The sequence below is a fragment of the Rhizobium sp. USDA 3886 genome, from assembly GCF_056279785.1.
Map to the genome: position 1 here is coordinate 939,611 of NZ_JBWCDC010000001.1, position 13,849 is coordinate 953,459.

15 protein-coding genes are annotated in these 13,849 nt (G+C 60.6%); 7 read left to right on the plus strand and 8 right to left on the minus strand.

Annotated elements, in window-relative coordinates; all coding sequences use genetic code 11:
- Window positions 1-77: 77 nt before the first annotated feature.
- From chrA to ACZ9BX_RS04870, 3 genes are all read right to left on the minus strand, one after another.
- On the minus strand, window positions 78-1,493 hold the full coding sequence (chrA, locus tag ACZ9BX_RS04860) for a chromate efflux transporter (RefSeq protein ID WP_476216074.1): 1,416 nt from the start codon (window positions 1,491-1,493) through the stop codon (window positions 78-80).
- A gap of 1 nt (window position 1,494) precedes the next feature.
- Window positions 1,495-2,310: a chromate resistance protein ChrB domain-containing protein gene (locus ACZ9BX_RS04865; protein ID WP_476216076.1), complete on the minus strand. Its 816-nt coding sequence runs from the start codon at window positions 2,308-2,310 to the stop codon at window positions 1,495-1,497.
- A gap of 142 nt (window positions 2,311-2,452) precedes the next feature.
- Window positions 2,453-3,085, minus strand: coding sequence for a MarC family protein (locus ACZ9BX_RS04870; RefSeq protein WP_476216078.1), 633 nt, complete (start codon window positions 3,083-3,085; stop codon window positions 2,453-2,455).
- A gap of 227 nt (window positions 3,086-3,312) precedes the next feature.
- Here ACZ9BX_RS04870 and gyrA point away from each other — a divergent pair, with 227 nt between their 5' ends.
- Window positions 3,313-6,099: a DNA gyrase subunit A gene (gene gyrA / locus ACZ9BX_RS04875; protein WP_476216080.1), complete on the plus strand. Its 2,787-nt coding sequence runs from the start codon at window positions 3,313-3,315 to the stop codon at window positions 6,097-6,099.
- A 186-nt stretch (window positions 6,100-6,285) separates the two neighbouring features.
- On the opposite strand, the gene ACZ9BX_RS04880 is transcribed toward gyrA, so the two are convergent.
- The 3 genes from ACZ9BX_RS04880 to ACZ9BX_RS04890 all read right to left on the minus strand — a co-directional run bounded on the left by ACZ9BX_RS04880 (window position 6,286) and on the right by ACZ9BX_RS04890 (window position 7,028).
- Window positions 6,286-6,423: a hypothetical protein gene (locus ACZ9BX_RS04880; RefSeq protein WP_165928268.1), complete on the minus strand. Its 138-nt coding sequence runs from the start codon at window positions 6,421-6,423 to the stop codon at window positions 6,286-6,288.
- A gap of 34 nt (window positions 6,424-6,457) precedes the next feature.
- Entirely contained in the window at window positions 6,458-6,613 is a 156-nt protein-coding gene (locus tag ACZ9BX_RS04885) for a hypothetical protein (RefSeq protein ID WP_165928267.1), read from the minus strand.
- Window positions 6,614-6,773: 160 nt separating this feature from the next.
- Window positions 6,774-7,028 carry a hypothetical protein gene (locus ACZ9BX_RS04890; protein WP_476216083.1) on the minus strand — a complete coding sequence of 85 codons (255 nt, stop codon included), beginning with the start codon at window positions 7,026-7,028 and terminating at the stop codon, window positions 6,774-6,776.
- 82 nt (window positions 7,029-7,110) lie between these two features.
- Between ACZ9BX_RS04890 and coaD the strand changes: the two genes are divergently transcribed.
- The 5 genes from coaD to tgt all read left to right on the plus strand — a co-directional run bounded on the left by coaD (window position 7,111) and on the right by tgt (window position 11,015).
- A complete protein-coding gene (gene coaD / locus ACZ9BX_RS04895; protein WP_476216085.1) occupies window positions 7,111-7,605 on the plus strand; it encodes a pantetheine-phosphate adenylyltransferase in 495 nt (164 codons plus the stop codon).
- Between the two features lie 27 nt (window positions 7,606-7,632).
- The gene (locus ACZ9BX_RS04900; protein ID WP_476216087.1) at window positions 7,633-8,199 is read left to right on the plus strand and encodes a peptidylprolyl isomerase; all 567 of its coding nucleotides are present in this window, start codon (window positions 7,633-7,635) and stop codon (window positions 8,197-8,199) included.
- Between the two features lie 24 nt (window positions 8,200-8,223).
- The gene (locus ACZ9BX_RS04905) at window positions 8,224-8,733 is read left to right on the plus strand and encodes a peptidylprolyl isomerase (RefSeq protein ID WP_027509494.1); all 510 of its coding nucleotides are present in this window, start codon (window positions 8,224-8,226) and stop codon (window positions 8,731-8,733) included.
- A gap of 69 nt (window positions 8,734-8,802) precedes the next feature.
- Window positions 8,803-9,888 carry a tRNA preQ1(34) S-adenosylmethionine ribosyltransferase-isomerase QueA gene (gene queA / locus ACZ9BX_RS04910; RefSeq protein ID WP_476216090.1) on the plus strand — a complete coding sequence of 362 codons (1,086 nt, stop codon included), beginning with the start codon at window positions 8,803-8,805 and terminating at the stop codon, window positions 9,886-9,888.
- Window positions 9,885-11,015 (plus strand): tRNA guanosine(34) transglycosylase Tgt, encoded by a 1,131-nt coding sequence (tgt, locus tag ACZ9BX_RS04915; RefSeq protein ID WP_476216092.1) that lies wholly within the window; start codon window positions 9,885-9,887, stop codon window positions 11,013-11,015. Before queA ends, tgt begins: the two co-directional genes overlap by 4 nt.
- A gap of 3 nt (window positions 11,016-11,018) precedes the next feature.
- Here the strand turns inward: tgt and ACZ9BX_RS04920 are convergent, their stop codons facing one another.
- The gene (locus tag ACZ9BX_RS04920; protein ID WP_476216094.1) at window positions 11,019-11,447 is read right to left on the minus strand and encodes a DUF4864 domain-containing protein; all 429 of its coding nucleotides are present in this window, start codon (window positions 11,445-11,447) and stop codon (window positions 11,019-11,021) included.
- Between the two features lie 97 nt (window positions 11,448-11,544).
- The gene (locus ACZ9BX_RS04925; RefSeq protein ID WP_476216096.1) at window positions 11,545-12,606 is read right to left on the minus strand and encodes a LacI family DNA-binding transcriptional regulator; all 1,062 of its coding nucleotides are present in this window, start codon (window positions 12,604-12,606) and stop codon (window positions 11,545-11,547) included.
- 241 nt (window positions 12,607-12,847) lie between these two features.
- Here ACZ9BX_RS04925 and ACZ9BX_RS04930 point away from each other — a divergent pair, with 241 nt between their 5' ends.
- Entirely contained in the window at window positions 12,848-13,825 is a 978-nt protein-coding gene (locus ACZ9BX_RS04930; protein WP_476216098.1) for a substrate-binding domain-containing protein, read from the plus strand.
- The last annotated feature ends 24 nt before the right edge of the window (window positions 13,826-13,849 follow it).

A 13,849-nucleotide genomic window follows, 5' to 3' on the forward strand; every position in this document is an offset into this window, starting at 1 on the left:
TAAAAACCGCTGCCTGTCAGCGGTTTTTTATTAGCGTTTCTCGGCAGAGGCATTCGGCGCGAACAAAATTCCGGTGCTCACGGCGCCGTGGTGCCCGAGCCTGCCAGAATGGTCCACATGACGCCGATTGCGGCGCAAATGGCCAGTGTCGAGATCACCGAAAGCTTCAGGCGAAAAATAGCCAGGGCGGCAAACGCCGTCAGCGCGAGCGATGGCCAGAGGACCGAGGCTGGAACCGGGACATCGATCGAAACCGGTCCCCATAAGGCAGGACGCACCTCGGCAAAGAGCACGTGGATCCCGAACCAGATCGCAAGATTGAGGATCACACCGACGACGGCTGCCGTGATGGCCGACATCGCTCCGGTCAGCTCGGCATTGCCGCGCAGCTTCTCGATGAACGGTGCTCCGAGAAAAATCCAGAGGAAGCTCGGAATGAAGGTCACCCATGTCGTCAGGACCGCGGCGAGCGTGGCGGCGAGCATCGGATCGAGCGGCCCGGGGTTCCTGTAGGCGGCCATGAAGCCGACGAACTGGACGACGATGATCAACGGACCTGGTGTCGTCTCGGCCATGCCGAGGCCATCCAGCATCTCGCCCGGTTTTAGCCATCCGAAATGCTGGACCGCTTCCTGCGCGACATAGGCAAGCACCGCGTATGCGCCGCCGAATGTCACGACAGCCATCTGGCTGAAGAAGAGACCGACCTGCGAGAAGACATTGCCGGATCCCGTTGTCGCTAAAAGCAGCGCGACAGGCAGAAGCCAGACGATTGCAAGGCCGCCGGATACCCGCAGCGACCATGCAAGGTTTGGCCGGGCGTGGGGCGGCGTCTCCTCCCCAAGCAGGGAGTCCCGGTCTTCGAGGATCACGGCCGAACCGCTTTTGTGTCCACCGCCAACCTTGAACAACGGCGAGCCCGCGCGGCCGCCGAAGAAGCCCAGAATGCCGGCCGCGATGATGATCAGCGGGAACTGGACGTGGAGAAAGAAGATCGCAACAAAGGCGGCGGCGGCAATGCCGATCATCACATTGTTTTTGAGTGCCCTGCTTCCGATCCGGAACACAGCCTGCAGCACGACCGCCAGCACCGCGGCCTTCAGACCGAAGAACAGGCCGGCGATATAGCTCACGTTTCCATAGGCTGCATAGATGTAGCTCAGCCCGAGGATGGCGATGAAGCCCGGGAGCACGAACAGCGCTCCGGCGATCAGGCCGCCGATCGTCCTGTTGAGCAGCCAGCCGATGTAGATCGCTAACTGATGGGCTTCCGGCCCGGGAAGCAGCATGCAGTAGTTGAGCGCGTGCAGGAAGCGATGTTCGCCGATCCACCGCTTCTCATCGACGACGACGCGATGCATGAGGGCAATTTGTCCCGCCGGTCCGCCGAAGCTGAGCGCCGCAACCCTTGCCCACACCTTCACCGCCTCGCCGAGAGGCACGATATCCCGGCCCGCTGGGGCGTCTCGCTCCGTGTCCCCGACGTCAGCCATCTCACTGCGCCCGCTTCGGGTTGGGCCAGTTGTGTGTCTCGTCGGTCGCGTCGCGGCACCAGCGGTAAAACGCGTCATAGAGCGTCAGGCCGGCGTCGAGCTGCTGTAGGTCGTCAGTGAACATGCGCGAAAGCCCGAGCGAAGCGGCGAGCAGACCGGCGGCTTCCGGCGCGAGATCGGGCCTAGCAGTATCGGCGCCGCGAATAATGGTGGCGAGATGCAGCAGTGGTTCGGAAGTGAGATTGAATTCCTCGATCATCACGTCGAAGGTGCAGCGTTCGCCGCGGTGGCTCCAGAAGACGTCCTCTATATCGAACGGCGTCGCGCCAAAACGATCAGCAACTGCTGGCACGTCCGATGCCGGAACGAACAGGAAGACGGCATTGGGATCGACAAAACGCCTGATCAGCCAGGGGCAGGCGATCCGGTCGATCTTCGGACGTGCCCGCGTCACCCATACGGTCCGGCCATGCGGGTCGCGCGCCGGCACCTTGCCCTCCGGCACGACTTGGCCACCGGCCCGCAGCCACGCCTCGAATCCTCCTTCGAGAACCTCTGCTTCCGTTCCGGCATGCCGGAGATAGGCGGCTACTCCGTGACTCAGCTTTTGACCCCTCTGGCATACGATGATCGCCGGACCGGCAACTTCGCAGCTCCACTCGTCGACATTGGTATGACTACGCCGGACCGAGGCTGGGACGAACCTAGGGTCGGCGGCAAAATCTTCGGCTGTGCGGACGTCGACAATGACGGGCGCATTCGGCGTTCCGATGATGCGGTTGAGCTTGTCGGATGAAATCTCCAGAAATGACGGCATGACGCGTCCTCCGTTTTGCGGGTTATCGGACGCGATACTTCAGCTGTCGCCTCGTGGGGTGATCGCAACCCCAGAGCCAATCATGTGCAGCAGGCCTGCGGGAAGTCAAGCCCTGCTGGGTTTGCCTTGCGATGGCGTCCTTTTAACTGACAGCCATCGCGGCCTTAACGCCGTCTACGACGAACTGCGCGGCAAGCGCCGCCAGGATGACGCCGAGCAAGCGGGTGAGGATCGCTCGGCCGGTGACCCCGAGGAGGCGGTCGAGACGATCGGCGATCAGCAGCGACACAAGCATCAGGAGAAGATTTCCTGCAATGACGATGAGAAGTTGCGCCCGTTCGACGGAGGTCGGCAGCGAGCCCGCAAGCAGGATCGTCGCCGAGATCGCGCCCGGGCCGGCAATCAGCGGAAGGGCGAGCGGAAAGACCGCGATATTCTGGATGTGATCCTTGGTAATCGCGACTTCGCTGGTCTTTTCCTTGCGGTCCTGCCGCTTCTCGAACACCATTTCGAAGGCGATCCAGAAGAGCAGCAGTCCGCCGGCGATGCGGAAGGCGCCGATGGAAATGCCGAGCACCCCAAGCACACTTGCGCCGAACAGTGCAAAGACGGCGAGGATGATGAAAGCGATGACGGAGCCGCGCAGCGCCACCTGCTTGCGCTGGCTGCGGCTCATGCCGCTGGTCAGGCCGAGGAAGATCGGCGCAAGTCCGGGAGGATCGATCGTGACGAGCAGCGTCGTGAAAGCGTTGATCAGTTGGTCGGCGCTTGCCATCGTCTCTCCGGAACACCATATGAAGGCTTGATTTTTCGCGATTGTGAAGCGAGGTTTTCCATTTGGCAAATGACGGGTGGCGGACCGGCGCTGAAAGCGGTCCGAAATCGCCTGAATTGCCGCCCTTCCGCCGCAAAGTCTGTTCAAAACCCTCGCTCAAATTGGCGTGCGGCCAGCCTTTCCGCTATAAATCCTCCAGTGATTCTACAAAGAGATCGTGATCTGTTTTGACTGAACAAACACCCCCAGGCGGCGGGAAGCTCCCGCCAGGCATCGAGCCCATCTCCATCATGGAGGAAATGCAGCGGTCGTATCTCGATTACGCGATGAGCGTCATCGTCAGCCGTGCGCTTCCGGACGTCCGCGACGGCCTCAAGCCTGTGCACCGGCGCATCCTCTATGGCATGTCCGAGCTCGGCATCGACTGGAACAAGAAATACGTCAAATGCGCCCGCGTCACCGGTGACGTGATGGGTAAATATCACCCGCACGGCAATGCTGCGATCTACGATGCGCTCGCCCGCATGGCGCAGGGTTGGTCGCTCCGTCTGCCGCTGATCGACGGTCAGGGCAATTTCGGTTCCGTCGACGGCGACCCGCCGGCGGCCGAACGCTACACGGAATGCCGTCTGCAAAGGGCGGCGCATTCGCTGCTCGACGACCTCGACAAGGAAACGGTCGACTTCCGCGACAACTACGACGGCACGCTCTCCGAGCCCGTCGTGGTGCCCGCGAAATTCCCGAACCTGCTCGTCAACGGAGCGGGCGGCATTGCCGTCGGCATGGCCACCAATATTCCGCCGCACAATCTGACCGAAGTCATCAACGGCTGCATCGCGTTGATCGATGATCCGGCGATCGAACTGCCAGATCTGATGCACATCATTCCCGGTCCGGATTTCCCGACAGGTGCGAAAATCCTTGGCCGTGCCGGCATCCGCTCGGCTTATGAGACCGGCCGCGGTTCCGTGATCATGCGCGGCGTTGCTGCGATCGAGCCGATGCGCGGCGACCGCGAGCAGATCATCATCACCGAGATCCCTTACCAGGTGAACAAGGCGACGATGATCGAGAAGATGGCCGAGCTGGTGCGCGAGAAGCGCATCGAAGGCATCTCCGATCTCCGCGACGAATCCGACCGCCAGGGCTATCGCGTCGTCATCGAGCTGAAGCGTGATGCCAATGCCGAAGTCATCCTGAACCAGCTTTATCGCTATACGCCGCTGCAGACCTCCTTTGGCTGCAACATGGTGGCGCTGAACGGCGGCAAGCCGGAACAGATGAACCTGCTCGATATGCTTCGCGCTTTCGTCTCCTTTCGCGAGGAGGTCGTTAGCCGGAGAACGAAATTCCTTCTTCGCAAGGCACGCGAACGTGCTCATGTCTTGGTAGGTCTCGCGATTGCGGTCGCCAATATCGATGAAGTGATCCGCGTCATCCGCCAGGCGCCGGATCCACAGTCGGCGCGCGAAGAGCTGATGACGCGCCGCTGGCCGGCCGAAGACGTCGAGAGCCTGATCCGCCTCATTGACGACCCGCGCCACCGCATCAATGAGGATATGACCTATAACCTCTCGGAAGAGCAGGCCCGCGCCATCCTCGAGCTCCGTCTGGCCCGTCTAACAGCGCTCGGCCGCGATGAAATCGGCGATGAGCTCAACAAGATCGGCGACGAGATCAAGGATTATCTCGACATCCTGTCGTCCCGCGTCCGCATCCAGACGATCGTCAAGGATGAGTTGACATCGGTTCGCGACGAATTTGGAACGCCACGCCGCACCGAGATCATCGACAGCGGCCTTGAAATGGATGACGAGGACCTCATCGCCCGCGAAGACATGGTCGTTACCGTCTCGCATCTCGGCTACATCAAGCGCGTGCCGTTGACAACCTATCGCGCTCAGCGCCGTGGCGGCAAGGGCCGCTCCGGCATGACGACGCGCGATGAAGATTTCGTTAGCCGGCTATTTGTGGTCAATACGCATACGCCGGTCCTGTTCTTCTCCTCCCGCGGCATCGTCTACAAGGAAAAGGTCTGGCGTTTGCCGATCGGCACCCCGACGTCGCGCGGCAAGGCGCTGATCAACATGCTGCCGCTGGCGCCCGGCGAGCGCATCACCACGATCCTGCCGCTGCCCGAGGACGAGGAGAGCTGGGAAAGCCTCGACGTCATGTTCTCGACGACGCGCGGCACGGTTCGCCGCAACAAGCTGTCGGATTTCGTCCAGGTGAACCGCAATGGCAAGATCGCCATGAAACTCGAGGAGGAGGGCGATGAAATCCTCTCCGTCGAGACCTGCACCGAACATGACGACGTCCTGCTGACGACGGCGCTCGGCCAATGCATCCGCTTCCAGGTCGATGATGTCCGTGTCTTTGCGGGCCGCAATTCGATCGGCGTTCGCGGCATCAACCTCGGCAACGGCGACCGCATCATCTCGATGACCATCGTCGGTCATGTCGATGCCGAACCGTGGGAGCGAGCCGCCTACCTCAAGCGTTCCGCTGCGGAACGCCGCGCCACGGGCATCGACGAAGAGGACATCGCCCTGGTGGGCGAAGAAGTCACCGAAGAGGGACAGCTGACGGACGAGCGCTACGAGGAACTGAAGGCACGCGAACAATTCGTGCTGACGGTGTCGCAGAAGGGCTTCGGCAAGCGGTCGTCTTCCTACGACTTCCGCATCTCCGGCCGCGGCGGCAAGGGCATCCGGGCCACCGATACCTCCAAGACGAGCGAGATCGGCGAACTCGTCGCCGCCTTCCCGGTCGACGAGGGCGACCAGATCATGCTGGTCTCGGACGGCGGTCAGCTGATCCGCGTCCCGGTCGGCGGCATCCGCATCGCCAGCCGCGCCACCAAGGGCGTCACGATCTTCTCGACCGCCAGGGACGAAAAGGTCGTCTCCGTCGAGCGCATCAGCGAGCCGGAAGATGACGGCGAAGATGTCGGCGAAATCGTCAACGAAACGCCGATCGAAAGCGGCGAGGCGCCACCTGCAACGGAAGAGTAATGTAAACTAGGCTTTGGTTGAGAACCGGGCGGCCCCCTGCCGCCCGGTTTTTTTATGCACAGAGATTGCTGCTCGTCCGGTTGAGGGTGCAGTGCGCATGAAAAAGCCGGACGCGGGGACCGCGTCCGGCTTTGAATGACCCGAGCGCTGGAGGGGAGTGCGCTCAAGGGGCGGGGAAATCGTGTCTTAGAAAGTGCTGTGCTTCTTCTTGTCGAACGCCTTCACTTCTTCGCTTTCGCGGCGAAGGGCGGAAACGGTTGACGCCACGGACACGATAAACATGACGCTGATGAGAGCGGTAAGAACAGTCAAGATCGTGAACATGGCGCAATCCTTTCCGAAGTTGCGTTCACGTCCCTCAGTACTGGCTTATGATGGCCGTCCGGGCCGAAGCATAAGGACCATATACCTTGGACGTATCGGTCTGCTGGTCATAGAGCGCGACAGTTGCAGTAAGCATTCCCGTGATCATTGCCATCCAGAAAACATTGATGATGGTAACCTTATCGGGCATCTGTTTTTCCCTTCGTACCGCGTATCGCATCTACGCTTCGGTTGATGAACGTATCCGTCCGTAAATGGTTCCGGCGGATGTTGATGGGTCGTTTACCAAGCCCGGTCTGAAGCCACCTTGAATGTCTCGTTCATCTGGCGTTCAGATTCGAGAGCTGGTCTCAACGCGCTCTGCCGAGCTTGCGCATGATGGCGCGATGCTCGCTGACTTCCGCCCGCACCCAGCGTATCGCATAGCGGTCCTGCAGGTAGCCATGTGCCAGCTCCGCAAGCAGGGAGAGAACGACGGCAAGGGAAAGCAGCAGGATCAGCATGTCGGTGTCTTTCGGGTGCGCCCGGTGCCGGATGGCATCGGCTGCGTTGATGTTTCCGATTATGCGGATCGCATCTGAAACGGCGTTGAACGCAGCATTCATCCGCCGTTCAGCCGGGCGGCAAATGACTTGCGGGACGCAGGCATCCATGACAAAAGGCATCGGAACGAAACGGCCGGGTCCTATGACGACTGCATTTTATCCGGGGTCCTTCGACCCGCTCACCAACGGACATCTGGACGTGCTCGTCCAGGCTCTGAACATCGCCGAAAGGGTAATCGTTGCAATCGGCATCCATCCGGGCAAGGAGCCGCTGTTTTCCTTCGAGGAGAGGGCGGAACTGATCCGCAACGCGCTTGCCGAGGCGATGCCGCAGAAAAGCGGCAGCATCTCCGTCGTTGCTTTCGACAATCTTGTCGTTGATGCAGCGCGTATGCATGGTGCGGCGCTGCTCATCCGCGGGCTTCGCGACGGCACCGACCTCGACTATGAAATGCAGATGGCGGGCATGAACCGGCAGATGGCACCGGATGTGCAGACCGTCTTTCTGCCGGCAGGCACAGCCTCGCGGCCCATTACTGCCACATTGGTCCGTCAAATCGCGGCCATGGGTGGCGACGTCAGCGCCTTTGTGCCGGCCGCCGTTTTGAAGGCTCTTCAATCCAAGCGCAAATCTTGAGGCGTTTTTCGCCGCAACGGAGCTCATATGAAACTCTTCTATATTGCATTTGCCGGCGTGCTTTACCTGGCCTCCTTCGTTGGCGATGCGTTTGCCCAGGCCGATCATACGCTGACGATTCAGCTTAAGGATGGCCCCGTCGTAATCCAGCTGATGCCGGATGTGGCTCCCAAGCACGTTGCGCAGATCGAGGCGCTGGCGAAGAAGGGGGCCTATGACAATGTAGCCTTCCACCGCGTCATCGACGGCTTCATGGCGCAGACCGGCGATGTGCAGTACGGCAATATGTCGAAGGGCTATGATCCAAGCCTTGCCGGCACCGGTGGCTCCGATCTGCCGAACATTCCGGCCGAGTTCTCCAAGACGCCCTTCGTACGCGGGACGATCGGCATGGCGCGCGCCCAGGATCCGGATTCGGCTAACTCGCAGTTCTTCATCATGTTCGCGGACGGCTCCTTCCTGAACGGCCAGTACACCGTGGTCGGCAAGGTCGTCTCCGGCATGGAAAATGTTGACAAGATCAAGCGCGGCGAAGGGCAGAACGGCGAAGTGAGCGACCCCGACCGCATGGTCAAGGTCACCGCCGGCAAGTAGTTTCGAAAAACGAGGAGAATGAAAATGGCCGAGATCAAGGATCCGGAAAACACCGTCATCCTGGAAACCACGAAGGGCAAGGTGGTCATCCAGCTGCTGCCGCAGGTAGCCCCAGAGCATGTCGCCCGCGTCAAGGAGCTTTCCCGCGAGAAGGCCTACGACGGCGTCGTCTTCCACCGCGTCATTCCCGACTTCATGGCGCAGACGGGCGACGTCCAGTTCGGCAAGAAGGGCGGCGAGAACTTCAACCCGGGCCGCGCCGGCATGGGCGGGTCGCCGAAGCCGGACCTGAAAGCCGAATTCTCTGCCACGCCCCATGTCCGCGGCACCTGCTCGATGGCGCGTTCGCAGAGCCCGAACTCGGCAAACAGCCAGTTCTTCATCTGCTTCACTGATGCGCCTTGGCTGAACAAGCAGTATTCCGTCTGGGGCCAGGTTATCGAAGGCATGGATGTTGTCGACACGATCAAGAAGGGCGAGCCAGTCAGCGACCCGGACTCGATCGTCTCGATGCGGGTTGCTGCTGACGTCTGATTGTGATTTCTGCTGAACCCGCCCTTGTGCGAAAGCGCGGGGCGGGTTTTGCTTTGCTGAAAGTGCCCGATGCGCGTTGACCTTTTCGATTTCGACCTGCCAGATGAACGGATCGCCCTGCGGCCCGCCGAGCCGCGCGATAGCGCGCGCCTGCTCGTCGTCGATCCGCATGCCGAAACGGTCCTCAGCGATCACTCAGTCAGCGAGCTGCCGTCGTTCCTGCGGCAAGGGGATGCGCTGGTCTTCAACGATACCAAGGTCATTCCCGCGCAGCTCGAAGGCATCCGCCATCGCGAAGGGGCGGGCGGCCAGCAGGTCTCGGCGACATTGCACATGCGCGTCGGCGCCAGTCGCTGGAAAGCTTTCGCCAAGCCCGGCAAAAGGATCAAGATCGGTGATCGCATCGCCTTCGGCCACGGCGGGGAAAGCTGCTTCCTTGGCCAGCTCGATTGCACCGTCGAGGAGAAGGGCGAGGGCGGTGAAGTCACGCTTGCGTTTGATCTTTCCGGCCCGGGGCTCGACGAGGCGATCGCCTCCGTCGGCCATATTCCGCTGCCGCCCTATATCGCCGCCAAGCGTCCTGACGACGAGCGCGATCGCACTGACTACCAGACGATCTACGCCCGCGACGAAGGCGCCGTTGCAGCGCCCACCGCCGGCCTGCATTTCACGCCACGGCTTTTCGAAGCTCTGGACAAGGCCGGTGTCGAACGCCATTTCGTGACGCTGCATGTCGGCGCCGGCACCTTCCTGCCGGTCAAGGCCGACGACACCGCCGATCACAAGATGCATCTTGAAAGCGGCTATGTTAGCGCGGAGACGGCTGCAAAGCTGAACGCCGTCAAGGCGAGGGGCGGGCGCATCATTTGCGTCGGTACGACGTCGCTGCGGCTGATCGAAAGCGCGGCTGCCGACGATGGAGAAATCCGTGCCTGGGCAGACGCCACCGGCGTATTCATCACGCCTGGCTACCGTTTCAAGGCGGTCGATGTCCTGATGACCAATTTCCACTTGCCGCGCTCGACACTCTTCATGCTGGTTTCAGCATTCTGCGGCTTCGAGACCATGCAGGCGGCATACAAACACGCCATTTCAAAAGGCTACCGCTTCTACTCCTACGGTGACGCGAGCCTTCTTTTCCGGAAAGACAAATGACCGAGAATTTCCAGTTCGCCCTCAAGAAGACCGATGCAGGCGCTCGCCTCGGCGAAATCTCCATGCCGCGCGGCACGATCCGTACGCCGGCTTTCATGCCGGTCGGCACCGTCGGCTCGGTCAAGGCGATGTACCTCGACCAGGTTCGCGAAACCGGCGCCGACATCATTCTCGGCAACACCTACCACCTGATGCTGCGGCCGACGGCTGAGCGTGTCGCGCGCCTTGGCGGCCTGCACAGCCTCATCCGTTGGGAACATCCGATTCTGACCGATTCCGGTGGCTTCCAGGTCATGTCGCTTTCCGCTCTGCGCAAACTTAACGAGCAGGGCGTCACCTTCAAGTCGCATGTCGACGGCAGCCTGCACCACATGTCGCCGGAGCGCTCGATCGAAATCCAGGGCCTGCTCGGCTCCGACATCCAGATGCAGCTTGACGAATGCGTGGCGCTTCCGTCCGAACCGCGTGAGATCGAACGCGCGATGGAGCTTTCACTGCGCTGGGCCGAGCGCTGCAAGGTGGCCTTTGGCAACCAGCCGGGCAAGGCGATGTTCGGCATCGTGCAGGGTGGCGACATTCCCGCACTCCGCATCCGCTCGGCCGAAGAACTGGCACAGCTTGACCTCAAGGGCTATGCGGTGGGAGGTCTTGCCGTCGGCGAACCGCAGGACGTTATGCTGAAGATGCTCGAGGAAACGCTGTCGGTGCTGCCGAGCGAAAAGCCGCGCTATCTCATGGGCGTCGGCACGCCGGACGATATCCTGAAATCGGTTGCCCGCGGCATTGACATGTTTGACTGCGTGATGCCGACCCGCTCCGGCCGCCATGGCCTGGCCTTTACCCGCCGCGGCAAGGTCAATATCCGCAATGCCCGCCATGCTGAGGATATGCGCCCGCTCGACGACCAGTCGAATTGCCCAGCCTCGCGCGATTATTCGCGCGCCTATCTGCACCATCTCGTCCGGGCCAATGAGGCGCTCGGCGGCATGCTGCTCTCCTGGCACAATCTCAACTACTATCAGGAGCTGATGCAGGGCATCCGCGCGGCAATTTCCGAGGGCCGCTTCGCCGATTTCATGGCGGAAACGCAGGAGGAATGGGCAAAGGGCGATCTCGAGCGCGCCTGAGGTTCAGATGCCTTTGCTCTCGGTATTCGGCACGATCTGCACGCCGTTGATCTTGTAGCCGCCGTCTGGCTGCCGCATCATCTGGTAGATCGCCGTCCAGTCCTTGCCGTCGCGGCCGGATATCAGAACCTCGTGATAAATCATCGTGCCGTCATCGATCGAACGGCTGCGGCCGAAGGCGTAGTTCCCGGGATGATAGACAGGCTCGTAGCTCTTCTTCACCATCGCAAAGAACATGTTCTTGTCCGGATACATCGCCTTGATGCCAGGCGCAGCAAAGGAATAGGCCGCTTCCGCATCGTCCTTCAGGAAAGCCGTGATCTGATCCTCGATGATATGCCGCGTCGCATCGATCGGATCTTCGGCACGCATCGGCAAGGAGAAGAGGACCAATGCAGCACACAGAGCAAGCACAGCATATAAGGCGCGCATGGATTCATCTCCGGCGATATCAATCGGAGTGTAGGGCATTTTGCGGATTAGAAAAGTAGGCCCGCGTCAGGGGAGACACTAGCTTTCGACGCTCTGTTCAAGCGTAGACATCCTTGATTGCGTCCAGAGGGCCTTTCAGCGCGGTCCGTGGATGGATCAACTCCGGCTGGATGAGGTGAATCTTGTTGACGGGGCGATGCTCTTCGATGAGCTCAAATGCCTTTGCAAGCATGCTCTCGGTGTTCTGCCTGATCATGATGACCGGGAAGGGCAGGAATGAGCCGAAGGGATCATAGTCGTAGCAGCCGACGACGATGTCGGTGAAGGTCTCGTGGGGGTGCTGCGCCATGAAGCGGAGCAGACCCTCGAAGTTGATCGAGGAATTGATGAAGAGCCCGCGCGGCAGCTTGCCTTCGCGCTCATAGAAGGCTTCGAAGGCCTTCTGTGTCATATTGGGTGAATAGCCGGTCGGCTGAATGCATGCATCCTTGCTCGTGCCGAGCAGCGCCTTTTTGATATCGCGGAAGCCTCTTATGCGTTCCCGGCTGGCATGGTCGTTACGTCCGCCAAACAGGAATAGCTCGTCGGGCTTCAGCGGATGGGCGGGATCGAAACGCTGAATGATCGCTTCGGTCAGCATCCGCGCGCCCTGATAGTTGTCGCTGATGACCGATGGCGCCTTCGTCCCCGGCAGGTCGATATTGATGTGCCGGATGCCCGCGGCTTCGCACAAGGTGTGAACGCTGTCGGGATCGGTTGCACCGGCGATGAACAGTTCATCGATCGAATAGGAGATCAGCGTTTCGACCGTTGCAAGCTCTTCCTGAGGATCGCGGGAAGCGCTGACGACGACCGGACATTTGCCGTGGCTGCGCACCTGTGCCTCGAAGGTCTGTGCCATCGACGAGAAATAGCGGTTGTCATGTACCGGCAGAAGCAGCCCGACAAGCCCCGAGCGGGAATTGCGTAAGCCGCGGGCCTGGAGGTTGGCGGTATATTGGTGCTGTTCGGCGAGGTTCTGAATAAGTTCGGCCGTGCTTTCCCGAATGCGCCGTTTACGCCAGGTGCCGTTCAGGACGGCGCTGACGGTCGAGGCGGAGCATCCCGACAGGATCGAAAGATCATAGATCGTCGCTTTCTTTTTGCCCTGTTGCTTCATGTAATCCTCCAGCAGTTCCTTAGTGCCGATTTCCTCTTGACGAAAGCTTAAATCCAAAAGATATTATTTGCACCATCGATTGTGCAAGGAAGAAATATCGATTGTGCATTTGAGGTCCGCTTGAGGAGGCGGCGAGTTGGAGGATGCGATTTCCGCGTCGACCGAAACCAACTGACAGGTACCGCCAGCCGGCGGCCCGTGAGTGTTTCCCTGCGTGAAAACGTTTGGAGGAGGAAGAGATATGAAAAAGCTTATGATCGCAGTGCTTGCTGCATCGCTGTCGCTTGGCGTTTCGTTCGCAGCGCTGGCCGCAGATAAGGTCGGCGTCGTCGTCAAGATCGGTGGCATCCCATGGTTTAATGCAATGGAAGCCGGGATAAAGGAGCAGGGGGGCAAGCTCGGTCTCGATGCCTTCATGGTCGGCCCGACGAGCGCCGATCCAGCGCTTCAGGTGCGCGCAATCGAGGACCTGATTGCCCAGAACGTCAAAGTGATCGGCGTCGTTCCGAACGACGCGAAAGTGCTGGAACCCGTTCTGGCCAAGGCGAAGGCGGCGGGCATTATCGTGATCACCCATGAATCGCCCGGCCAGAAAGGCGCCGACTGGAATTTCGAATTGGCCTCGTCGACCGGCTTCGGCGAAGCGCATGCCAAGCTCCTGGCGGAGAAAATGGGCGGCAAGGGCGAATATGCCGTGTTCGTCGGCTCGCTCACGGTTCCGTTGCACAATGCCTGGGCGGATGCAGCGATCGCTTACATCAAGGCGAATTATCCCGATATGAAGCTAGTCGGCGAGCGCTACGGCGTGGCGGAGGATGTCGACAAGAGCCGCTCGACGGCACTCGATCTCATCTCCGCGCATCCGGATCTCAAGGGTTTCCTTGCTTTCGGCAGCCAGGGGCCTATCGGTGCGGGCCGCGCCGTCGAGGAGCGCCGCAAGACTGGGGAAATCTTCGTTCTTGGGCCTTTTTCGCCCGGCCAAGGCCGGAAGCTCATCAAGGCGGACGCGATTTCCGGAGGCTTCATGTGGAATCCGAAGCAGGCCGGCGAAGTCTTCGTCACCATGGCCGATCGCCTGATCAAGGGTGAGAGCGTCAAGGACGGCGACAACATTCCCGGTCTTGGTGTGATCAAGCCGGTCGGCAACGACATCATCGTCGATCAACTGCTGCCGATCAACAAGGACACCGTGGACGAGCTTGCGGGCATGGGCCTGTAAGTTCGCCAGGACGCGTTCTCCCGG